Source organism: Chromobacterium haemolyticum (assembly GCF_002081825.1).
Lineage (GTDB): Bacteria > Pseudomonadota > Gammaproteobacteria > Burkholderiales > Chromobacteriaceae > Chromobacterium > Chromobacterium fluminis.
On the sequence record NZ_MUKU01000026.1, the window covers coordinates 1 to 23,546 of the forward strand.

General features: G+C 57.5%; 17 protein-coding genes. 6 read left to right on the plus strand and 11 right to left on the minus strand.

Features of this window, described 5'->3' with window-relative positions:
- Positions 1-67: 67 nt before the first annotated feature.
- The 9 genes from B0T39_RS17225 to rpmH all read right to left on the minus strand — a co-directional run bounded on the left by B0T39_RS17225 (position 68) and on the right by rpmH (position 9,238).
- A complete protein-coding gene (locus tag B0T39_RS17225) occupies positions 68-382 on the minus strand; it encodes a hypothetical protein (RefSeq protein ID WP_217806270.1) in 315 nt (104 codons plus the stop codon).
- Positions 375-1,415, minus strand: coding sequence for a PDDEXK nuclease domain-containing protein (locus B0T39_RS17230; RefSeq protein ID WP_081548744.1), 1,041 nt, complete (start codon positions 1,413-1,415; stop codon positions 375-377). Before B0T39_RS17230 ends, B0T39_RS17225 begins: the two co-directional genes overlap by 8 nt.
- Complete coding sequence (locus B0T39_RS17235; RefSeq protein ID WP_081548746.1) at positions 1,412-2,890, minus strand: type I restriction-modification system subunit M; 1,479 nt, start codon at positions 2,888-2,890, stop codon at positions 1,412-1,414. The genes B0T39_RS17230 and B0T39_RS17235 overlap by 4 nt, the downstream gene beginning before the upstream one ends.
- A 25-nt stretch (positions 2,891-2,915) precedes the next feature.
- The gene (gene hsdR, locus B0T39_RS17240; protein WP_081548748.1) at positions 2,916-5,306 is read right to left on the minus strand and encodes an EcoAI/FtnUII family type I restriction enzme subunit R; all 2,391 of its coding nucleotides are present in this window, start codon (positions 5,304-5,306) and stop codon (positions 2,916-2,918) included.
- Positions 5,307-5,397: 91 nt separating this feature from the next.
- A complete protein-coding gene (mnmE, locus tag B0T39_RS17245; protein WP_081548750.1) occupies positions 5,398-6,750 on the minus strand; it encodes a tRNA uridine-5-carboxymethylaminomethyl(34) synthesis GTPase MnmE in 1,353 nt (450 codons plus the stop codon).
- Positions 6,751-6,874: 124 nt separating this feature from the next.
- Positions 6,875-8,527, minus strand: coding sequence for a membrane protein insertase YidC (gene yidC, locus B0T39_RS17250; protein ID WP_081548752.1), 1,653 nt, complete (start codon positions 8,525-8,527; stop codon positions 6,875-6,877).
- A 21-nt stretch (positions 8,528-8,548) separates the two neighbouring features.
- Positions 8,549-8,758 (minus strand): membrane protein insertion efficiency factor YidD, encoded by a 210-nt coding sequence (gene yidD / locus B0T39_RS17255; protein WP_043639818.1) that lies wholly within the window; start codon positions 8,756-8,758, stop codon positions 8,549-8,551.
- Entirely contained in the window at positions 8,734-9,099 is a 366-nt protein-coding gene (gene rnpA / locus B0T39_RS17260) for a ribonuclease P protein component (protein WP_039753648.1), read from the minus strand. The genes yidD and rnpA overlap by 25 nt, the downstream gene beginning before the upstream one ends.
- 4 nt (positions 9,100-9,103) lie before the next feature.
- Entirely contained in the window at positions 9,104-9,238 is a 135-nt protein-coding gene (gene rpmH, locus B0T39_RS17265; RefSeq protein WP_019100333.1) for a 50S ribosomal protein L34, read from the minus strand.
- 457 nt (positions 9,239-9,695) lie between these two features.
- Here rpmH and dnaA point away from each other — a divergent pair, with 457 nt between their 5' ends.
- From dnaA to gyrB, 3 genes are all read left to right on the plus strand, one after another.
- Positions 9,696-11,090 carry a chromosomal replication initiator protein DnaA gene (dnaA, locus tag B0T39_RS17270; protein WP_081548754.1) on the plus strand — a complete coding sequence of 465 codons (1,395 nt, stop codon included), beginning with the start codon at positions 9,696-9,698 and terminating at the stop codon, positions 11,088-11,090.
- Positions 11,091-11,144: 54 nt separating this feature from the next.
- On the plus strand, positions 11,145-12,254 hold the full coding sequence (gene dnaN / locus B0T39_RS17275; protein ID WP_081548756.1) for a DNA polymerase III subunit beta: 1,110 nt from the start codon (positions 11,145-11,147) through the stop codon (positions 12,252-12,254).
- Between the two features lie 149 nt (positions 12,255-12,403).
- Positions 12,404-14,794 carry a DNA topoisomerase (ATP-hydrolyzing) subunit B gene (gene gyrB / locus B0T39_RS17280; protein WP_081548758.1) on the plus strand — a complete coding sequence of 797 codons (2,391 nt, stop codon included), beginning with the start codon at positions 12,404-12,406 and terminating at the stop codon, positions 14,792-14,794.
- Positions 14,795-14,927: 133 nt separating this feature from the next.
- On the opposite strand, the gene B0T39_RS17285 is transcribed toward gyrB, so the two are convergent.
- Both B0T39_RS17285 and B0T39_RS17290 read right to left on the minus strand, forming a co-directional pair.
- Positions 14,928-19,862, minus strand: a complete 4,935-nt coding sequence (locus B0T39_RS17285) for a DEAD/DEAH box helicase (protein ID WP_081548760.1) — start codon at positions 19,860-19,862, stop codon at positions 14,928-14,930.
- Positions 19,863-19,930: 68 nt separating this feature from the next.
- Complete coding sequence (locus B0T39_RS17290; RefSeq protein WP_081548762.1) at positions 19,931-21,046, minus strand: endonuclease NucS domain-containing protein; 1,116 nt, start codon at positions 21,044-21,046, stop codon at positions 19,931-19,933.
- 263 nt (positions 21,047-21,309) lie between these two features.
- Between B0T39_RS17290 and B0T39_RS17295 the strand changes: the two genes are divergently transcribed.
- Genes B0T39_RS17295 through B0T39_RS25195 form a run of 3 tightly spaced genes read left to right on the plus strand, consistent with a single transcriptional unit; the run spans position 21,310 to position 23,510 of the window.
- Entirely contained in the window at positions 21,310-21,693 is a 384-nt protein-coding gene (locus B0T39_RS17295) for an HIT family protein (RefSeq protein WP_081548764.1), read from the plus strand.
- Positions 21,690-22,754: an HNH endonuclease gene (locus tag B0T39_RS17300; protein WP_217806271.1), complete on the plus strand. Its 1,065-nt coding sequence runs from the start codon at positions 21,690-21,692 to the stop codon at positions 22,752-22,754. Before B0T39_RS17295 ends, B0T39_RS17300 begins: the two co-directional genes overlap by 4 nt.
- Before the next feature lie 21 nt (positions 22,755-22,775).
- Entirely contained in the window at positions 22,776-23,510 is a 735-nt protein-coding gene (locus B0T39_RS25195) for a hypothetical protein (RefSeq protein ID WP_141111277.1), read from the plus strand.
- The last annotated feature ends 36 nt before the right edge of the window (positions 23,511-23,546 follow it).

Below are 23,546 nucleotides of genomic sequence, written 5' to 3' on the forward strand. Positions count from 1 at the left end.
AAATACGGGCTCCGGGCGCAAAAACAGCAGCTTCAGCGACGCTGGCTGCGTCAAGTTGCTGAAAATTTTATCTGTGTGAGGGCATGCTTGGTTTTTGATTGCCTGAAGCAGGTTTCTGGAAGTCCCCATAAGGCTGCTCCCCCTCCGTCACCGGCGGCAATGGCTTGGGCATCTTGATCTTGCCTGCCTCTACCAGCCGCTGCTTCTCGGTTTCGATTTCCTTCAGCAGCTCGCTGGCGGGCGGGTCATTCGGGTTTTGCGGCACCAGCTTGCCCTGCATCGCCAAGGTCAGAATCAACTCGCGTAGTTTCTTGAGGCCATTGGGTGCGGCAAAGGCGGTGTCGAAGTGTTGCTCCAGCAGTTCGGCGGTGGATTTATTCATGCTCGCCTCCCAGTTCGCGTTCGATCTGTTCGATGCTGGGCAGGCTGGTTTGCAGTTCTTCAGGCAGGGATGCTATCAATTGGTACTCCGCCACGCCGATGGGCTGGCTCTTATCGTGTAATGCGTATTCGGCCACCACGGTGTTTTTGCTCTTGCACAGCAACAGGCCGATGGTGGGTTGGTCTTGGTCGGTCTTAATCTGCCGGTCCACGGCGGTGAGGTAGAAACTCAATTGGCCGAGGTGTTCCGGTTTGAATTTCTCGGCTTTCAGCTCAATCACCACGTAGCAGCGCAGCTTGAGGTGGTAGAACAGCAGGTCGATGAAGAAATCGTCGCCGCCCACTTCCAGAGGGACTTGGCGGCCGACGAAGGCGAAGCCCGCGCCCAGTTCCAGCAGGAATTGGGTGATGTGCTTGACCAGCGCCGCTTCGATTTCCCGCTCATTGGCTTCCTGGCCGATATCCAGGAAGTCGAACAAATAGGGGTCTTTGAGGGACTGCCGGGCCAGGTCGGTTCCCGGCGCGGGCAGGCGATCGGCGAAATTGGTGATGGCCTGGCCTTCTCGCTCCAGCAGGCGGGTTTCGATATGGATTTCCAGCGTGGCGCGCGACCAGCCCTGTTCCACTGCTCGTTGGGCATAAGCCAGGCGTTGTGTCGGCTGCTTCAGTTTGGCCAGCAAGACCAGGTTGTGGCCCCAGGGCAATTGTCCAACAGCCTGTTGGACCATTGCCGCGTCCGGCCAGGCGTCGGCGAAAGCGCGCATATACATCAGGTTGGCGCGGGAAAAGCCCTTCATCTCGGGGAAGGCGGTCCTGAGGTCATGCGCCAGCCGCTCTATGACCTTGGCGCCCCAGCCTTGCTCGGCCTGCCGTTGCAGGATGTCTCGGCCAATCTGCCAGTAGAGTTGCACCAGTTCGCGGTTGACGGCCAGTGCGGCCCGTTGTTGGGCGCCATGAATGCGCTGCTTCAGCTCGCCCAGCCAGTGGGCATAGCCTTCCGGGGCTGGAACGAGGGAGACGGGCTGGCCGCTCATGCCACCCCCCCGTTGGCGGCCTTGAGCGCGGCCAGCAGTTCGGTTTTCAGCGCCTGTTGGGCGGCTTGCAACTGACGGGTGAGGTCCTGGTATTCGGCCATCAGTTCGTCCGGGTCGCCGAGTTCGACGGCCACTTGGTGCGGGTTCTTGCCGTCCAGGTTGTAGTTGCCGGCGGCAAGATCCTTGGCGGAAACCTTCCAGGCATGCTCGGTGGTCTTGCGCCCCTGGCGCTGCGGGCCGCCCCACCAGGCTTTCTCGCGTTCGAACTCCTCGATGGTCAGCGGCTTGGAGCGGGAGTAGCTCTTGTAGCCCTCCGGGTAGGGGTGTTCGAAGAACCAGACGTCTTGGGTGGGACCGCCTTTCTCGAAGAACAGGATGTTGGTGGCGATGGGGGTGTAGGGAGCGAACACGCCTTTGGGCAGGCGCACGATGGTGTGCAGCTTGAATTCTTCCAGCAGTTCGCGTTTGAGCGTGGTCTTTACCCCCTCGCCGAACAGGAAGCCGTCCGGCAGCACTACGGCGGCCCGGCCCGTGTCGTGCTTGAGCAGGTGCATGATCAAGGCCATGAACAGGTCGGCGGTCTCGCGGGTTTGGTGTTTGGCGAGGAAGTTCTTTTCGATGCCGTCCTCTTCCATGCCGCCAAACGGCGGGTTGGTGATGATGATGTCCACCCGGTCGCGTGGGCCGTAGTCCCTGAAGGGGCGGGAGAGGGTGTTGTCGTGGCGGATACGGGTGGGCACGTCGATGCCGTGCAACATCATATTGGTCATCGCTAGCATATGCGGCAGAGGTTTCTTCTCTACGCCGTGGATATGTTCTTGCAGTAGTTGGTGGTCTTCCGGTGTCTTGACCTGCTTTTTGAGGTATTCAATGGCGCAGGTCAGGAAGCCGCCTGTGCCGCAGGCCGGGTCCAGGATGCTCTCGCCGAGCTTCGGGTCGAGGATATCAACCATGAACTGCGTGACCGCGCGAGGGGTGTAGTACTCGCCCGCGTTGCCGGCCGATTGCAGATCGGCGAGGATTTTTTCGTAGATGTCGTTGAACAGGTGGCGGTCGCCGGACGAGTTGAAGTCCACATCCTCTTCAATGGTGTTGATCACCTGGCGCAGCAGCGTGCCGGACTTCATATAGTTGTAGGCGTCTTTGAACACCGAGCCGATTACCCGGCCCTGCGCGGATACGCCCGCCTTGTAAGCCAGCTGCTTCAAGGCAGGAAAGAGGTCGTTGTTGACGAAGTCGATCAGTTCTTCGCCGGTCATGCCTTCCGGATCCTTGGCCCAATAGCTCCAGCGAAAGCGGCTGTGCAGCGGCGAGTGGTAGTTGGACTGGGTGAGCTCCCATTCCTGTTCTTTGTCGTCGAAGATCTTCAGGAACAACAGCCAGCAGATCTGGCTGATGCGCTGGGCGTCGCCATCGACGCCGACATCCTTGCGCATGATGTCTTGAATGGATTTGATGAGAGTGGCAAGTGACATGGAAACTTCCTGGTTTTAGTTCTGTTCAGGCGCGGTAGAGCTCTTGCTCTAGTTCGCTGACGGCCTGTTGGTATTGAGTTTTGCCGCCAAAGGCGCGCACCAGTTCGATAGGCGTTCCCAGGCGGTTGAAGGGTGCGATGGCGAGGATCTGCGTTTCCTCGATGGCGGCCACGCCTTCATCGGCATACTTGTCGAGCAGGGCTTCGAGCACCTTCTGCGCTTGTTCGCCGTACTTGGCGAAGTAATGCCGCTTCTTGACTTGCTCGGCGCGCTCCTTGCGTGTGAGCGGAGGCTGATCCCACGCGATGTGGCACAAGAGATCGAAAGGATCGAAATCCTTGCCGGATTGTTTGTCCACTTCGTCGGCCAAAGCCTCGAAAAAAATCCCTTGTTCGGCCAGTTCGCCGATGATGGCCTGCTTTTTCTCGGCCTGGCTCCAATGGCGCAGAAAATCGTCAAGCGACGCAAACTCTTTGGCCAGGGTATTACGGGTGTAGTCTTTCAGGGATTCGGTGATCAGTTTGCCGTTGGCGTCGAAGTATTGCACACGCTCGGCCACTACTTTGACCTCGACATTGGCGACAACGTAACGGCGCGCGCCGCTGCCTTGTTCGTCCGGCAAGGGCTCTGCTGCGCCGCCAGGATACGCGGGGTTGTTGTCCAGCGTGGGATAGGTGAATTCATCGTCGGACGGTTCCTCCTCGCCTTCTTCATCAGGAGGCAGCGGCGGTTCGTCGGGGCCTGGCTCATAAATCTGCACGGGATCGCCGTCGAAATCCGGATCGGCGAACAGCTCGGTCGCTTTTTTGAAGTCGAGGATGGTGAACCAGTATTTGTCGAAGTCCTCGTTGATGCGTGTTCCGCGGCCAATGATCTGCTTGAATTCGGTCATGGACTGGATGCGCTGATCCAGCACAATCAGCTTGCAGGTCTGGGCATCGACGCCCGTGGTCATTAGCTTGGAGGTGGTGGCGATGACGGGGTATGTGCTTTCCGGGAAGATGAAGTTGTCCAGCTCCATCTTGCCTTCTTCATTGTCGCCGGTGATGCGCACGATATAGCGGTGATTCTGCGCCACCAGGTCGGCGTTTTCGTTGACCAGCGCCTGGCGCATACGTTCGGCATGGTCGATGTTGTCGCAGAAGACGATGGTCTTATCGAAGCGGTTGCTGGCTTTCAGGTATTCGCTGATTTTGCGCGCCACCACTTGCGTGCGTTGTTCCAACACCAACGTCTTGTCAAAATCACGCTGGTTGTAGATACGGTCTTCGATCTCGTTGCCGTGTTTATCTAGCATGCCCTTGTCGGGGCGCCAACCTGTCAGGTCTTTGTCCAGATCGACGCGCACCACTTTGTAGGGCGCGAGAAAGCCATCGGCGATGCCCTGGCGGAGCGAGTAGGAGTAGATGGGCTCGCCAAAGTAGTCGATGTTGGAAACTTCCCTGGTTTCCTTGGGCGTGGCGGTCAGGCCGATCTGGGTGGCGGAATGGAAATACATCAGGATCTCGCGCCAGGCCGAATCTTCGGCGGCGCTGCCGCGGTGGCATTCGTCAATCACGATCAGATCGAAAAATTCCGGGCTGAACTGCTTGTAGATGTTCCGCTCTTCTTCGTTGCCGGTGACAGCCTGGTAAAGCGATAGGTAGATCTCATACGATTTGTTGGCCTGCCGCTTCTGAATCTTGGTCATCGCCGTGCCGAACGGCTTGAAGTCGTTAGTCATGGTTTGGTCGACCAGGATGTTGCGGTCAGCCAGAAACAGGATGCGTTTCTTGGCTCGCGACTTCCACAAGCGCCAGATGATCTGGAAGGCGGTGTAGGTCTTGCCCGTGCCCGTGGCCATGACCAACAGGATGCGCTTCTGCTCTTTGGCTATCGCCTCGATGGTCTTGTTGATGGCGAGCAACTGGTAGTAGCGGGGTGTCTTGTTGCTGCCGTCGCTGTAATAATCCTGGGCCACCAAGGCCTGTTGCTGGGTGTTCAGTCCCTGATGTTCTGCCCACCATCGCCATAGCGTATCGGCGCTGGGGAATCCATCCAGGCTCAGTTCGCGCTCGATGACGCCGTCCTTGGCGATCTTGTTGTGGAATAGGAAGCCATCGCCATTGCTGCTGAACACGAAAGGCACTTGCAGCATGTCGGCATAGCCCAGGGCCTGTTGCATGCCTGAGCCAATAGAATGCTTGTTATCCTTGGCTTCGATGACGGCGATGGGCAGGTTGGGCTTGTGGAACAGCACATAGTCGGCGCGCTTGTGCTGTCCGCGGGTGTGTAGTTTGCCGCGCACGATGATGCGCCCCTTGGTTAGCAGGAACTCTTCGCGTACCTGGGTCAGAACGTCCCATCCGGCCTTTTCCAGAGCCGGTGTGATGAATTTGGTGCAGATGTCGCGTTCGCTGAGCGCCAGCTTATTCATGGGATGTGATTCCTTCCATGCCTACTTTTCCCCTATGCGTGTGGCTTGTAGCTGTACCAGGTGACGTTGGTGGATGTCCATAGACATCGAGTCATTTGCCAATGCAGAAGCGGCTGAAGATCACCCCCAGCAGGTCGTCGGCGCTGAATTCGCCGGTGATCTCCGACAGCGCGTTCTGCGCCATGCGTAACTCCTCGGCGAAGATTTCCACTTGCTCCCAGTCCGCGTGCGCCAGCTCCAGGTGTTCGGCGGCGCGGCGGATGGCGTCCAGGTGGCGCTGGCGCGCCAGGAACACACCTTCGTCGCCGCCGCTATAACCTATCATCTCCAGCAGCTTGGCCTTGAGCAGATCCACGCCGGCGTGGGTGCGCGCGGACAGGCGCACCAGCGGGTGGCCTTCTTCATCGGCCAGGCCCGGCGCTTCGCCGGACAGGTCCACCTTGTTGAATACATGCACGCGCGGCAGCGCGGCCGGCAGCCGTTGCAGGATGGCCTGCACCTCGCCGGTGAGGCCGTCGCGGCTGTCCGCCAGCACCAGGGCCAGGTCCGCGCGTTCCACCGCCTGCCAGGTGCGTTCTATGCCTATCTTCTCCACCACGTCGTCGGTGTCGCGCAGGCCGGCGGTATCGATGATGTGCACCGGCACGCCGTCGATGACGATCTCCTCGCGCACGGTGTCGCGGGTGGTGCCGGCGATGTCCGTCACGATGGCGATGTCGTCGCCGGCCAGCGCGTTCATCAGGCTGGATTTGCCGACATTGGGCTGGCCCACCAGCACCACGTGCATGCCTTCGCGCAGAATGGCGCCCTGCTTGGCGGTGGCCTGCACCTGCACCAGCCGGCCGCGCAGCCGTTCAAGCTTGCCTAGCGCGTCCGCCTGCTTGAGGAAGTCGATCTCCTCTTCCGGGAAGTCCAGCGTCGCCTCCACCAGCATGCGCAGGGTGATCAGCTCGTCCACCAGCACGTGGATTTCCTTGGAGAAGGCGCCCTTCAGCGATTTGAGCGCGCTTTTGGCCGCGGTTTCGCTGCTGGCGTCGATCAAGTCCGCCACGCTTTCCGCCTGGGCCAGGTCCAGCTTGTCGTTGAGGAAGGCGCGCTTGGTGAATTCGCCCGGCTCCGCCAGCCGCGCGCCCAGCTCCACGCAGCGCGCCAGCAGCATTTTCAGCACCACCGGCCCGCCGTGGCCTTGCAGTTCGATCACGTCCTCGCCGGTGAAGCTGTTGGGGCCGGGGAAGTAGAGCAGCAGGCCGTTGTCCAGCGGCTGGCCGTGGGCGTCGACGAAGTCGGTGTACAGCGCGTAGCGCGGCTTGGGCGTTTTGCCGCCGCTGACGGCGGCGGCGAAGGGCAGCAAATCCTTGCCGGACACGCGGATGACGCCAACGCCGCCGCGGCCGGGAGCGGTGGCGATGGCGCAGATGGTGGCGGGGGTGTAGCTGAGGCTCATGGGCATTCCTTGGAATCTGGGCCGCGGCCCCCGCGCGGCGGGGCGTCGTGGCGAATACGCTTCAATTATCCAGCAAAAAACCCGGCCACGCGGCCGGGTTTGGGGTTCAGAGCGCGCGGGGCAATCAGGATTGCAGCGCGGCCTTGTTTTTCTTCTCGATGCTCTTGTTGATCTGCCACTGCTGGGCCATCGACAAGATGTTGTTGACCACGTAGTACAGCACCAGGCCGGACGGGAAGAAGAAGAACATCACCGAGAAGGCCACCGGCATGATCTTCATCATCTTGGCCTGCATCGGGTCCGCCGGCGGCGGGTTCAGGAAGGTCTGCAGGAACATGGTGGCCGCCATGATCACCGGCAGCAGATAGTACGGGTCCGGGCGGGCCAAGTCGGTGTACCACAGAATCCACGGCGCCTGGCGCAGCTCAACCGAAGCCAGCAGCGCCCAGTACAGGCCGATGAACACCGGGATCTGGATCAGCATGGGCAGGCAGCCGCCCAGCGGATTCACCTTCTCGGACTTGTACATCTCCATCACCGCCTGCTGGAACTTCATGCGGTCGTCGCCGTACTGCTCCTTCATGCGCTCAAGACGCGGCGCCAGCGCCTTCATCTTGGCCATGGAGCGGTAGGACGCGGCGGTCAGCGGGTAGAAGATGGCCTTGACGGTCAGGGTCAGCAGCACGATGGCCCAGCCCCAGTTCTGCACCAGCAGGTGCAGCTTGGTCAGCAGCCAGAACAGCGGGGAGGCGAAGATGTGGAAGATGCCGAAATCCTTGGCGTATTCCATGCCGTCGGCCAGCTTGCTGATCACATCGTACTCTTCCGGGCCGGCGAACAGCGGCACGGACACGCTCAGGCTCTGGCCCGGGGCGATGGTGGCGTAATCCACCAGCGCGGCGGCGGAGTTCAGGCCGTTGCTCTGCTTCAGCTCAAAGCGGCAGGACTTGTCGTCCTTGCACACGCTGGCGCCGTCCAGCGGCTTCAGGATCCAGGCGGACATGAAGTAGTGCTGGATCATCGCCACCCAGCCGTCGCTGCCGGTCTTGGCGTAATCGCCCTTGCCCTTGGCCAGGTCGTCGAAGCTCACCTTCTGGAATTTGTTTTCCGAGGTGTAAACCGCCGGGCCGGTGAAGGTGTGGGCCAGGCGGCCTTCGCCTTCCGGCGTTTGGCTGTCGCGCAGCAGGCGGTAGTAAGCGGTGGCGGCCAGCGGCGCGGCGCCGCCGTTGGCGATGTCGTAACGCACGCCAATCTTGTAGCTGCCCTTGGTGAAGGTGTAGATCTTGCTTACCTTCACGCCGTTGGCTTCCGGCGCGGTCAGCTTCACTTCCAGCTTGTCGCCGGAGAGCTCGTAGCTGGTCTTTTCAGCGGTGAACACGGTTTTGTGGGTGGGCAGCGCCGGGTTGCTGGCGGCCACCAAGCCGGTTTGCGCCACATAGACGCGGCCGTTCCGGTCCGTCAGCAGATCAAGCGGCTTTTTGCTGTCCACGGCGGAATCGTGCTTCAACAGCGTCAGCTGGCGCAGATCGCCGCCCACGGTGTCGATCTCCGCCTTCAGCACATCGGTGTTCACCGTGATGCGCTGGCCGGAAGTCAGTTTGTTGGAATCCACCGGCTGGGCGTTGTGGGATGCGCCGTTGGCGGCCTGCGGCTGTGTGGCGGCCTGCTTTTGCGCGGCGACTTGCTGCGGCGTCGGCTTGGGCGCGAAAAACTCCTGCCAACCTAGCAGGATGCCCAGGGACAGCATGATGAAGATTATGAGGCGCTTGGAATCCATCTCTCGATACCGGATTTAAGTTCAGGGAACTGGGTCGTAGCCGCTGCCGCCCCAGGGGTGGCAACGTCCGATGCGTCTGGCGGCCAGCCAGCCGCCCTTGAGTGCGCCGTGCTTTTTCACCGCTTCGATCGCGTAGCTGGAACAGGTGGGCTGGAAGCGGCAACGCGGTGCCAGCCACGGGCTGATAGCCAGCTGGTAAAAACGGATCAGGAGGATGAAGAGGCGCGACATCGTGCCAGTTTAGCAAACAGAGAAGACAAAGCCGTGATCACTTCAGTTCGCTCGGCGCGCGTAAAAGGCACCTTGGCGCGGACCACGAAGTCCATGTCCGGCAGCGTTTGCCGGTTCAGGCGGAACCATTCGCGCACCGTGCGCTTAATGTAGTTGCGACGCACGGCTCGCTTGTGGACCTTGCGGCCCACCACCAGGCCCAGCCGCGCGTGCCCCAATTCATTGGGTCGGGCCGATACCTGGAACGTGGCGTTGCTGCGCGACATCCGCAAACTAAAAACGGATGAGAACTCATCCGTTTTTAATAGCCGGTGCGCACGGCGAAAGCGGTAAGCCGACAATGGCTTATACGGCCAGACGCTTGCGGCCTTTGGAACGACGGGCGGCGATTACTGCGCGGCCGCCGCGGCTTTTCATGCGGACCAGAAAGCCGTGGGTGCGTTTACGACGGGTATTGGAGGGCTGGTAAGTACGCTTCATGATTGGAATTCCTGTTTCGAAACGGAAATAAACGCGTGATTTGACAGGATAAACGCCGGTTTGTCAATGAGGAATTTTCTAAGCACCTGTGGATAACTTTGAGAAAAACCGTTAGAATGCCAAGGCTTACCGTTCCGAGTTCGCTGCGCAATTATTGAACGCGCGCCGGGGCGGAACGCCAACCCTAGAGAAGCACTGCCAAAATTCAGCCCCACCCACTGGAGCAACGCGCGCCCGCGCAAGCGCGGCGCGGGCCGATCCAGGAATTTTGCCAGCGGTTCTCGGGGGCCGCCCCATCCCTGCATCGCCCGCCTTGCGGCCCGGCGATGCGCGGGCCGCGGCCCTTGAATCATGCCGAACACACGTCGTCCGCCCCGCGTACGGGGCGCGGCGGCTTCTCCCGCCGCTTGGCCGTACAGCCGACAGCGGGTTTTTCGCTTTTACTTGCGTATATGTAATGACCGAACTGGATCAATTTTGGCCTGGCTGCCTGGCCCGCCTGGAGGCCGAACTGTCTTCGCAACAGTTCAACACCTGGATCAAGCCGCTATCGGCCGAAACCACGGAAGAGGGCATCGCGCTGTTTGCGCCCAACCGCTTCATCATGCAGTTCATCAAGGACCGCTTCCTGGCGCGCATTGAAGAGCTGGCGGTGGAGCTGGTGGGCGAATGCTTGGTGGAGCTGCGCTTGGGCGCGCCGGCCGGCCGGCCGCTGGCCGCGCCCGCGGCGATGCCGGCCAAGGCCAGGCCCGCTCCCAGCGTGCCGGCGCCCAGCGCGCCGTCCCAGGCCAAGCAGGCCGCGGTCAAAGCCATTGGCGGCAGCCACGAAAGCACCCGGCTCAACCCCTCGTTCACCTTCGACACCCTGGTGACCGGCAAGGGCAACCAGCTGGCGCGCGCCGCGGCCATGCAAATTGCGGAAAACCCGGGCGACCAAGCCTACAACCCGCTGTTTGTCTACGGCGGCGTGGGCCTGGGTAAGACCCACTTGATCCAGGCCATCGGCAACCACGTGTTCCAAAAGAACCCGCAAGCCAAGATCCGCTACATCCACGCCGAACGCTATGTGGCCGACATCATGCGCGCCTACCAGCACAAGGCCTTTGACGAATTCAAGCGCTACTACCACTCGCTGGACTTGCTGCTGATCGACGACATTCAGTTCTTCGCCGGCAAGAACCGCACCCAGGAAGAATTCTTCTACGCCTTCAACGCGCTGATCGAGGGCGGCAAGCAGGTCATCATGACCTGTGACAGCTACCCCAAGCAGATAGAAGGCATGGAAGAGCGGCTGATCTCCCGCTTCTCCTGGGGCCTGACCGTGGAAATCCAGCCGCCGGAGCTGGAAATGCGCGTGGCCATCTTGATGAAAAAGGCCGAGGCCGACAGCATCAAGCTGGACCACAACGTGGCCTTCTTCATTGCCCAGAACGTGCGCTCCAACGTGCGCGAACTGGAAGGCGCGCTCAAGCGCGTAGTGGCCTACGCCCGCTTCACCAATCAGAACATCTCGCTGGAACTGGTCAAGGAAGCGCTCAAGGACATCCTGGCCGCCGGCAACCGCCAGGTGACCGTGGACGCCATCCAGAAAACCGTGGCCGAGTACTACAAGATCAAGCTGTCCGACATGCACAGCAAAAAGCGCAGCCGCGACATCGCCCGGCCGCGCCAGGTGGCGATGGCGCTGGCCAAGGAACTGACCCAGCTGTCCCTGCCCAATATCGGCGACGCCTTTGGCGGCCGCGACCACACCACCGTGCTGCACGCCTGCAAGACCATTGCCGAAATGCGCGGCAACGACGCCGATATCGCTCACGATTACGACACGCTGCTGGCCATGCTGCGTAACTAAGACCATGAAGCCTAACTTGAACCGACTCACAAACACCCAACGGGAGCCCGCCCCATGCTGATCCTGCAAGCCGAACGCGATGCCCTGCTCAAGCCACTGCTGGCAGTCACCGGCATTGTCGAGCGTCGTCACACCCTGCCCATCCTGTCCAATGTGCTGATAGAGAAAAAGGGCGGACAAGTGGGCTTCCTGGCCACGGACCTGGAAATCCAGATCACCACCGCCAGCAGCGACGAATTGCCGGGCGAAGACTTCCGCCTGACCACCTCCGCCAAAAAGCTGCAGGACATCCTGCGCGCCATTCCGGGCAACGCCACCGTGACCCTGGAACAACTGGACGGCGGCCGCCTGACCCTGAAAGCCGGCAAGAGCCGCTTCAACCTGCAAACCCTGCCGGCAGACGACTTCCCGCTCTTGTCCGTGGGCAGCGCCAGCGACTCCAGCTTTAGCCTGAGCCAGCGCGAACTCAAGCGCCTGATCTCCCAGGTGCAATACGCAATGGCGGTGCAGGACATCCGCTACTACCTGAACGGGCTGCTGATGCAGACCGACGGCAATCAAGTGCGCCTGGTGGCCACCGACGGCCACCGCCTGGCTTTTGCCTGCGCGGACGTGGAAGCCAACCTGCCCAAATCCGAAGTGATCCTGCCGCGCAAGACCATCATTGAGCTCTACAAGCTGCTGCAGGACATCGACGACCCGATCAATATCGAAGTGCTGGCCAACCAGGTGCGCTTCAGCTTCGGCTCCACCGTCATCATCAGCAAAGTGGTGGATGGCAAGTTCCCGGACTACAACCGCGTCATCCCGCTGGATAACGACAAGATCTTCCTGATCGAACGCCTGGAATTCCTGCACGCCTTGCAGCGCGCCGCCATCCTGGCCAACGAGAAATTCCGCGGCGTGCGCCTAGTGCTCAAGCCCGGCTCCATGTCCATCCTCTGCACCAACAGCGAGCAGGAAGAAGCGGAAGAAGAACTGGAAATCGCCTACCAGGGCGGTGAGCTGGAAATCGGCTTCAACATCAACTACCTGATGGACGTGCTGACCAACCTGCCGGCGGACACCCTGCAAATGGCCTTTGGCGACTCCAACCGCAGCACCCTGGTCACCATACCGGACGTTAGCAACTTCAAGTACATCGTCATGCCCATGCGGATTTGACGCCGGCAGCCACCCGGCAGCCCGCCGGCGGCGGAGGCCCAGCCCCCGCCCCGGCAAACGGATTTTCAGATTGACCGGCAGAGGCCGGCCGCGCGGCGCCAGGAATCACTCCCGGCCCGCCCGGCCCCTCTCCATACAGAAAGCAGCAGATGAGCGAACAGGAATACGGCGCGGATAGCATCAAAGTCCTCAAAGGATTGGATGCGGTACGCAAACGCCCCGGCATGTATATTGGCGACACATCGGACGGCACCGGCTTGCACCACATGGTGTTTGAAGTGCTGGACAACGCCATTGACGAAGCGCTGGCCGGCCATGCCGACACCATCAAGGTCATCATCAACCCCGACAACTCCATCACCGTGGAAGACAACGGCCGGGGCATCCCCACCGACATCCACCCGGAAGAAGGGCGATCGGCGGCGGAAGTGATCATGACCATCCTGCACGCCGGCGGCAAATTTGACAGCAACAGCTACAAGATCTCCGGCGGCCTGCACGGCGTGGGCGTCTCCGTGGTGAACGCGCTGTCAGACTGGCTGAAACTGAAAATCTGGCGCGACGGCAAAGTCCATGAAATGGAATTCCGCCGTGGCGACGCCGTGGCCCCGCTCACCGTGACCGGCCACACCAACCACCGCGGCACGGAAGTGACCTTCCGCGCCAGCGAAGAAACCTTTGGCCTGGTGGAATTCCACTTCGACATCCTGGCCAAGCGCATCCGCGAACTGTCCTTCCTCAACCAGGGCGTGGGCATCCAGCTGATAGACAAGCGCAGCGGCAAGGAAGAAAACTTCGCCTTCTCCGGCGGCGTGGCGGGCTTCGTGGAATACATGAACCGCAACAAGACCGTGCTGCACCCCAAGGTGTTTTACGGCATTGGCGAAAAAGACGGCATGAGCGTGGAAGTGGCGATGCAGTGGAACGACTCCTACCAGGAAAGCGTCCAGTGCTTCACCAACAACATCCCCCAGCGCGACGGCGGCACCCACATGACCGCGCTGCGCCAGGTGATGACCCGCACGCTGAACCAGTACATCGAAGAATCCGAAGTGGCTAAAAAGGCCAAGGTGGACACCTCCGGCGACGACATGCGCGAAGGCCTGACCTGCGTGCTCTCCGTCAAACTGCCGGACCCCAAGTTCTCCAGCCAGACCAAGGACAAACTGGTCTCCAGCGAAATTGGCCCGGTGGTCAACGAAGTGATCAGCGAAGCGCTGAAAACCTATCTGCTGGAACACCCCAACGACGCCAAGATCATCTGCGGCAAGATCGTGGAAGCCGCCCGCGCCCGTGAAGCCGCGCGCAAGGCCCGCGAGATTACCCGCCGCAAGGGCATCATGGACGGCCTGGGCCTGCCCGGCAAACTGGCGGACTGCCAGGAAAAAGACCCCAAGCTGTGCGAACTCTACCTGGTGGAGGGTGACTCCGCCGGCGGCTCCGCCAAACAAGGCCGCGACCGTAAATTCCAGGCCATCCTGCCGCTGAAGGGCAAGATCCTGAACGTGGAACGCGCCCGCTTCGACAAAATGCTGCAAAGCCAGGAAGTGGCCACCCTGATCACCGCCATGGGCTGCGGCATTGGCAAGGACGAATACAACCCGGACAAACTGCGCTACCACCGCATCATCATCATGACCGATGCCGACGTGGACGGCGCGCACATCCGCACCCTGCTGCTCACCTTCTTCTACCGCCAAATGAGCGAACTGGTGGAGCGCGGCCACATCTACATCGCCCAGCCGCCGCTGTACAAGGCCAAACTGGGCAAGCAAGAGCGCTACCTCAAGGACGACTCCGAGCTCAACCAGTTCCTGCTGCAACTGGCGCTGGAAAAGGCCGAACTGATCCCGGCCGAAGGCGCCGCCGCGCTGTCCGGTGACACCCTGGGCGAGATTGCCCGCCAGTTCCTGCTGACCCGCTCCGTGATTGATCGCGAAAGCCGCGTAATCGACCCGCTGGTGCTGGAAGCCATGCTCAAAACCGGCCCGCTGTCCCTCAGCAGCCAGCAAGAAGCGGACGCCGCGCTGGCCAAACTGAGCGCGCTGTTGCCGGCGGACGCCATCGAACTGCAACTGCTGCGCGACGAAAAGAACGACGGCCATCTGATCAAGATCATCCGCAAACTGCACGGCAACGTGATGGTGACGGTGATGGACCAGGACTTCCTGGAATCCGGCGACTACGCGGAAATGAAGAAAACCGGCGACATGCTCAGCGGCCTGCTGCGCGAAGGCGCCCACGTCAAACGCGGCGAAACCGTGAAACCGGTGGCGGAGTTTGGCGAAGCGCTGGACTGGCTGCTGGCGGAAGTGAAGAAGGGTATGAACATCCAGCGCTATAAAGGCCTGGGCGAGATGAACCCGGAACAGCTGTGGGAAACCACCATGGACCCCACCGTGCGTCGCCTGCTGAAGGTACGCATTGAAGACGTGATGAGCGCGGACGACGTGTTCACCACCCTGATGGGCGACGAAGTGGAACCGCGCCGGAACTTCATCGAGGGTAATGCCTTGATTGCGCGGAATATTGATGTGTAAAAGTGTAGGGTGACACTGAAAGTGAAATTTGTGTCAGGTTAGTGAAAAAATGCTGACGCAGATAATGAAAAACCCACCGGAGACGGTGGGTTTTCGTTAAAGCTAAATTAGCGCCGGTACAGCCAAACCCCATTCAAATATCTAGAGGTGGCAGCGCCTTCACAATCTTCATGGTTTCCAAGCTAACGGTAATTACTCGCAAGAACAGTTCTAACGGGTAGCGAGGATTATTCATGGTCTCGATAGCCCAATCGTTGGCGTCGTTAACGATACCGCTATCCTTGTCGGGCTTCACGCACTGGCGCTCTACTACCCAGTCCAATGCAGGCTTACCGTTGACCACATATTCATAAGCTTCCAATGGAATGTCCGTGACGGTAATCCAGCTGTTGTAGTGTAGTGTGGTCAGGTCTTTGTCTTTGCCCTTCTTGCCGTATTTCATCTTCTCTACACGGTAATTGGCCGACGTCAGAGTCTTGCCACCGGCATCCACCTTGGCACCTTCGTACATGGGCACCTTCTCATAGTGCAGATGGAGTTCGGCCAGCGCACGGCCTGCCTGGCTGAAGTGCCAGAAGTTGGTCGCGCCTTTCACACACGGGATGCGCGGTAGCTCTTTACTGAGGTTGTCGGCAAAACGCTCGCGGTAATCCTGCGAATGCAACAAGCCGTAGACGTAGTAGAAGATATCCTCTTTGCTGATCATCTCGCCCGGATAAGCAGCCACGAAATGCGCCAGGCCCTCGTCGGTAATAGCATCGCGGCGGGTGCGGCCAACGTTGGCTGCAACGGCGGACTGGCTGTCGAACAGGCTGTCTTGCTGGGGCTGCTTGGCGGGATGGGCGTCGGCCTCCTCGTACAGATAGAGCGGGAAGCATTGTGAGTCCCCATTACAGTGAAGATCTGGCAAATGATCACTAATTAGTGAAATAAAACCAACGCCATTATATTTAGCATTAATTTGAATAACTCTATTTTTACATTCCGAATCTGGAAAAATTCTAGGAAGTTGATATACATACTCATTCAAATTCCTATTAAAATAAACCCACTGCTTCGAAAAGGGACGATACAGACTCGATACTAAGCTGGATGACATGTAGGAAAGTGACCTATCTTTAGCCAAATCCGCCTTCAATGCCCGCGTCCAGCTAATCTTAGTTGGATCAGTATCGATAAAATTACTCACTTGTTCACTGCGAAGTTTGGTGTCGTGCAATTGGAAAAATGTAGAGTTAAAACGTTCTCGTTCAGAATTATAAAAGGCAAGTAAGTGCTGAATATTATCCTCAACTGCAACTTTACTCGCGTTGTAGCACCAAGCGTCACGATTAGTGGTCGTCCCGAGAGTAAATACCTCAAAAATACCCTCTGACTGTTTTGACTTACTCCCCATGACAATATATCCAGAGAGCGAGTCATCCCGCTGCTTCACCCAATCCCCATGCGCGTCCGGCATGATTTCGCGCCAAAGGTTGGCCGCGGCAATACCACCGATGCAGCCGAATACGCTGACCTTTTCCAGCTTTTCCTCCCGGCTCAGGTAATCGCCGATGTCGTGCCAGAAAATGCGGCCATGCGTGGTGGCTTGCGGTTTTTTCACCAGCAGCGAAATGGCGATCGGGGCGCGGCTGCCCATTCCGAAAACGTTGTCCTTTTCCTTGCGGCGCAATTCACCAGAAGTACGCGCATTGCCGCGTAAGTGGAAGACGTAAATATCGGAAAACTCCTCCACCAGACACTGGCGCAAACCGTCGGCCGTATTGGCTTCCAGAAAACCCGCATTCGTCACAAAACCGATCACGCCGCTATCGCCCAGCCTGTCTGATGCCCACCGGATGGCGCGGATATAGCTGTCGTATAAGTTCCGCACATTTCCAGCAACTGACTGAGCCGCATAAGTGGTACGGATACGCTCATCCAACTGCGGATAGGCCACGTTCTGGTTGTTGTCGTTGGCGCGGTCCTGCCCAACCGAATACGGAGGGTTGCCGATAATCACGCGGATATCCAGCGCCTTTTGCCGTTTTCGACGGGCGCTGTTCTGGAACAGCACTTGGTCAACCAGATCTTCTTTCTCGTACATCTGGAAGGTATCGGTGAGACAGATGCCGTCAAACGGCACGTAGTCGCCACCCGCGATGCCGTGGTACACCGCCTCGATATTGATGGCGGCAATGTAATAGGCCAAGAGGACCAGCTCGTTGGCGTGGATTTCGCCCTTGAATTTCTTTTTCAGCTGCGCGGGCGGGATGATGCCACTTTGTAGCAGGCGGGTAATAAACGTGCCAGTGCCGGTGAACGGGTCGATGATGTGCACGCCGTCGCTGGCCAGGCTCTGGCCAAACTCGGCTTGTAGAATGTGTTCGACGCTGTGGATGATAAAGTCCACCACTTCCACCGGGGTGTAGACAATGCCTAGCTTGTCTCTGAGTCGAGGGAAGGCATTAGCAAAGAACTTGTCGTATAGCTCAACGATGATCTTCTGTTTGCCTTCGGCCTTGTCGATACCCTCGGCGCGCAGCTTCACGCTGGCATAGAACTTCTCAAGGGTGTCAGCTTCCTTATCCAACCGGTGTTCATGCAGCTTGTCCAACACATTCTGCATGGCCTTGGACATTGGGTTATGGCTGGCAAAGCTATAGTCAGCAAACAGGGCATCGAAAACCGGCTTGGTAATCAGATGCTGGGCCAGCATCTCAATCACTTCTTCGCGAGTGATGCTGTCGTTCAGGTCATCTTTTAGCTCGGCTACCAAGCCTTCAAAGGCGACTACTTCGTCAAGATTGTCTTCGTGGTTGACGATTTCGGTAATGCGGGTAATGTGGGTGCGGGCGATCTTGGCGATGTCATTGGCCCAGTCTTCCCAGTGGTGGCGATTACCGCACTTTTGCACCACCTTGGCGAAAATTGCACGCTCGATTTCGCCGATTTCGAATTCCAGAGTTTGCTGTATGGGATTGTTCTCGCTGTCTTCAGCCTTGGCAGCACTGCCAATACCATAGGTTCCTTTGCCCTTGCTCAGATTGGCTGCTGCAGCGTTCTTGTCGGCCTTTTTCTGCACCTTTTCAGTAACGGCGATGACTTCCATCTTGCTGGTATCATTGCCGACCAGGTCAAGCTTGTTGATCATGGCGTCAAAGCGGTCATCGTGCGAACGCAGCGCCTGCAACACCTGCCATACCACCTTGTAGGTCTTGTTATCGTTCAGCGCTTCATCCGGTGCCATACCAGCGGGGATAACCACCGGCAGAATCACATAACCGCGCTTCTTTCCTTCCGCCAAACGCATCACGCGACCAACAGACTGCACCACGTCCACCTGCGAGCTGCGCGGTGTCAGGAAAAGCACGGCATCCAGCGCAGGCACATCCACCCCTTCAGACAAACAACGCACGTTGCTGAGGACACGGCAGGTATCGTCAGGAACCGGGGATTTAAGCCATGCCAGCTTGCTTTCCTTCTCGCCGGCATTCATGCCGCCATCAATGTGGTCGGCCTCACACATGAGAGTGGCGCAATCTTCGTCCGGGTTGCTGGCCTTATACTCCTCCACCACGGCCGAAAACATGTCGGCAATTTTCTTGGAGCTGATCTTGTGAGTCTTGGCGTTGTTCTGGTACTCGATCACTTGGCAGAAAGCTACCGCGCGACGCATGGCGGCCGCGTCGTCTCCCAGGTCTTCACGGGTGTCTTGCTTGGATAGCGCCTTCCAGCAACCCACGATCTTGGCGGCATCTTCCACCTTGATCTGATTGTCATTATCCTTCAGCAGGTTTTGCAGGCTTCGACTGATGTGGGCCTCATCCATCGCCAGCACCAGCACTTTGTAATCCACCAGCAGTCCTGCTTTGACCGCCTCGCTGAAAGTAATGACGAACAACTCTTTACCGAACAGGGTATCGTCATCCATTGAGCACAGAGTGACATCGCCCTTTTCTGCCGTGACTTTAGCGCTATCGCCATAAATGCGTGGGGTCGCGGTCATGTAAAGACGCTTGGCAGCGCGAATGTAAGCGCCGTCGTGCACACGAACAAAGGCGCTTTCTTCTTTGCCGTCAAAGGTCGCACCCGTTGTGCGGTGCGCTTCATCGCAAATGATCAGATCAAAATCGGCCAGTCCATGCTCCAACTGAGCACGACTAATCACGTCGATGGAGTGGTAGGTGCTGAACACCACGCTCATATGCTCATTATCGTGGCGCTTGGCCATTTCCGTGGCCAACCTAGCAGCATCGGTTGTCGCCGGGTAGCGCAGCTCATGGGCAAGAGTCTGCACTACATCGTCGTCTTTCTTACGCTTCTTGCCGACATCGCTATCCGAGCACACCGCAAAACTATGGAGCGGGGTATCACTTTCCTGAGTCCACTCGGTGAGGGTTTGCGATAGCAAAGAAAGGCTTGGCACCAAGAACAACACGCGCTTGCCTGCTCCAACCAGCTTTTCCGCGATTTTCAGGCTGGTAAAGGTTTTGCCGGTGCCGCATGCCATGATGAGTTTGCCGCGCTCTGCCGTGGCCAAGCCAGCTTCGACTCGGGCCACGGCGCGGATTTGGTGATCGCGCAGCTGCTTTTTGGGTTTGAGGACGATGGCCTGCTTGGACGCATACTGGCTCCAATCAATCTGGCTATCTTCCAGTGCCTGCAGGTCCAACTTGGTAACGGGTGGCTGCTGGCCAATCAGCGCATCTTCTGCATTCGGCCCCCAGTTATTAGTGGTGGTAACAATCAGTCGACGACTGAAAGGTTGCTTGCCCGAGGCGGTAAAGAAACTGTCGATGTCTGACTTTTGGACTTTGTAGTCGTCGGCATAGAACTTGCACTGTATGGCGTGATACTCGCCTTCTGTTGTCCTGGCTACCAAGTCGATGCCGGTATCTTTCTTGTTCCAGCCGTGACCATACTGCTCTGCCCACTCGGCAAACGTCCACACATCGCTGTAGAGATCGCGGTAAGTAGCCTCGTTCTTGAGATAGCAGATGATCAATTCTTCAAAGTAGGTGCCTTTCTCACGCTCAGTGACGGCGGTATTGCGGAAGGAAGCGAAAAGATTTTGAAGGGCAGACATGTTTTTCTTTTCTAATGAATAATTTTTCTGTGTGGTAGCCAAATGTTGTGATTTACTAGTTGCGCGTATTAATGAGTCAATTTTATTGACTCTGCGTTGTGGTGCAAAAATTGAGCCTTTAGCCGTTCAACGGTATGGCGCCACTTTGGCGTTGTTGGTTTACATACAGTGTTCTGATTTCCAAACAGGCCTACTTCATTAATTGCTTGGTCTGCATCGCGTGTATCCAACCATTGCACTCTTACGAAATACTCGGCGAGATCTGCATCATCTGCAGCTGTACGGTATTGACCTCCATGTTGCAGTACATCGAAAGCCAACTTATCTTTACCGTCGCTTGAAATGGTGAACGTGCTTACGGGCTGTACTTGCTCTGTTACACGCCCCACACCAACATAGCCTGTGCCTGGGATTTTGACCCATACTCGATCCCCTGGCTGTAACAATTTCAATGTCTGACTGTACCAAGCGCCACCGCCGCCACTAATGAAGCCATAGCGACGGGCATCCTCCCAGCTACGGCTCTTTGAGTCTCCAAATGAGGCGTAAAATTCACCATTCCATGGCTCCCTGTCTTCACTAGCCCCGCTACCGGTTTGAGCTGCATTGACCTGTGTTTCTCCTGGGTCAAGCATCCACGCACGGCTAAGAAGCTGCTCTTCGCCATGTTGAAAAATTTGGAAAAAAAGAACATTGATAGCAATGTCACGTTCATTGAGATAGGACACAATCCGCTCAGTAGATGAGTCAAGCTCAGAAGCAACCAAAATAATTTGGTGTGATTGGTTGAGATTTTCCTCATCCAAGGGTGTCCCGAAACGCTTCAAGAAAGCGGCATCAAGGCTATCCCCTTTAGAGAAGCGTTGATAAATCTGTACAAGCTTTTCTGCGGTCAGTCCGGAAACCCAAGAGGCGTAGTCAAGCGCTTGGGCTACCACCTCGCGTGGGGTGCGGTCACGCTTCAATTCAATCAGAACAAGGGAACCATCGGGGACGATGGCAAGCAGGTCGATTCGGCCGCCATCATTTGTACGTTCTTGCCGACCTATCAGCATCCATTCGCTGGAGAGGATGCGAGGGTCGCGTACGATCATGTCTTCGAGTTGTTGTTCGCTGTTTAGACGTGTTGTCGTTAAGGGCTCTGGCAACTCACCGACGCGCCAGATAGCATGGTGTATAGGCATAAAAGCTTGATGCTTTCTGAATCTAAAGTGAAGACTGTAGCGGCAAACGTTGATTGTTACATGTTATTGGTATGAAATCGCCACGATAGCTTGTGGTGGTGCTGCTTTGGCCTACATGGTTCCATGATTGTGAACTGATCAGACACTAGTAGGCAATCTTGGCCAATACCTTGATCTATACCACGTCTCATCGTATAGGCAAAAAGCATATAATCTCAAAGACTTCACCATCCAGCTGAATGATTCAGCCTAATCGCACTGTCATGTCCATCTGCCCCTTCTGCTCTCTGTCTCCGGATCGCCACCTGTTCGCCAACTCTCACGGAGTGGTGATCCGTGATGGTTTTCCCATTTCCCCTGGCCACACGCTGATCATCCCGTGCCGGCACATCGCTTCCTTTTTTGAACTGGAGCCTGCGGAGCGGGAAGGGCTGATGGTGTTGCTGGACCAGGCTCGCCAGCAGTTGCAGGCGGAACTTAAGCCGGATGGTTTCAATATTGGTATCAACGATGGCGCGGCAGCGGGGCAGACGGTGCCGCATTTACACATCCACCTGATCCCACGTTTTGCTGGGGACCGGGAGGACCCGCGTGGCGGGGTACGTTGGATCATTCCTGAAAAAGCCGACTACTGGTCGCAGCGATGACGAGGGCGCCAACCGCGCAGGAACAAATCGCTTTCATCCTGAAGCTTCAGCGTTTGTTTAGTGAGGGCGAGTTCAGCGCCACCTACAAGTTTGCCTTGCTGCTGGCTCTGGCAGAGCTGGCAGTGGAGTACGGGGACGATAGTGGTGCGGCCTTGAGCCTGCCAATGGCCAAGGTGGGGGAGAAGTTTGCCGAGCTGTATTGGCGGCAAGTGCCGCCGTATTTCTCTGGCTTGGTGGACACGGTGGGTGAGACGCTGCATCAGAACAAAGGCTCGGTGGTGGCGATCATGCGGCCTTTGCGGCAATTGCATGCTTTGAGCCATGGCCAGTGGTCGCAAGTGCGGGCTTTGTCGGTTTGGCCGGCTTGCCTAAGGGCTATCTGCCAAACGGTACGAGATATGCCCTTGAAGCATTTGCAGATGCTGGGGGGCCAGTTGGATCCTTTCCTTTATGCCTATCCATGTCCATCTGACCGGGTGGTGTTGAATGCCGGAGTGGTGTTCAATCTGCGTCGTTATCAAGAGCTGGTGCAGCAACTGGCCAAGGCCGGTTGGCTGGGGCATGTGCGTAGTAATAAGCTGAACCGGGTGATTCTGGGGATGCGGGACGATCTGGAAACCTTCATGTTCGGCTCCGCCCGCGCCGATCTTAGCGAGGTGGCCAAAGTGTTGGGCCCTTTGCAGCAGCAGCGCTGTTTCTATTGCCAGCAGCCCATCAAGGGCAAGGCGCAGGTGGATCACTTCATCCCCTGGTCTCGCTACCCGCGGGACACCGCGCACAACTTTGTGTTGGCGCATGCGGCATGCAACCGCAGCAAGCGAGACATGTTGGCGGCCAAACCGCATTTGGAACGTTGGTTGGCGCATCTCTCTAGGCATGGCGATGAGCAAGGTGTGCTATTAGCGCAGTTGGGTTTTGTCTCAGACCAGAGGTGTTCGCTTAGTGTAGCGGAATGGGCGTATCAGAATGGTGACGATATTAGCGCCTTCTCTTGGCTTGAGGGTACAAGCTTAGAACGTATTGATTCCAGTTTGGTTGAGTTATTTTCTACTATTTCTTGATGTGATTTTAAAGGGGAGGCGATGAGTTCACTTTCTAGCAAGTCGTCAGGTTATCTGAAGCGAGGAAGAGAGGTTGGGCGAGATAAGATTAGATTGGTGCTTCAGCTTTGCGAGTTCTTGGTTAAAGTTTTTGGAGTGGCAATCACCTTTTTAGGTGTGTGCGCTTGGATAGCAGGGAAAGCATTTTTTAATGGCTATTGGGCGGCTGTTGGTAATGGTGGGCCACTTTCCTCATCATCAATTCAAGAGGTTGCATTCTTTGGTTTTGCTGCAGCCATTCGTATTTGGTTTTATGCTATTTTCGTGATTGCCTGTTTTGGTGCTTTGGCATGGTTTTTTGGTATAGGTATAAATAGGAAAAATAAGAAACCAAGTGATAAATTTGTCCGCGTAAGGATGTGGTTTTCAGAGCGGTTCTCATACGATCAAGATAATAAATATATTTCCATTTTTATTATTTGGGTTGCGTCCGTTTTGTATAGCTTTGTGGTGTTTCCTTTGGCTGGATGGGTTAATTCAGCAAGTGACGCGGGTAGAGAGAGGTTTGATGAAATTGCATGTCATCGGCTAAAAGGCAATGATTTTCCCACGGAGATATCTATGAGTGAAGGTGGGCAGCTACAGGGCTGGGTCTTGGATAGGTCGGAAAAGTTTATGATGCTGGTGGATAGAAATTTCGTTTACACCATCGCATTGGGTGAGAAGGTCCGCGTGGTAGAAAAAACCGCGCTTAAACTCACCTGCAAGAAGCTCTGAAATTTACTGGGTAGCCCTTCTTCTTTCAGGGAGGGA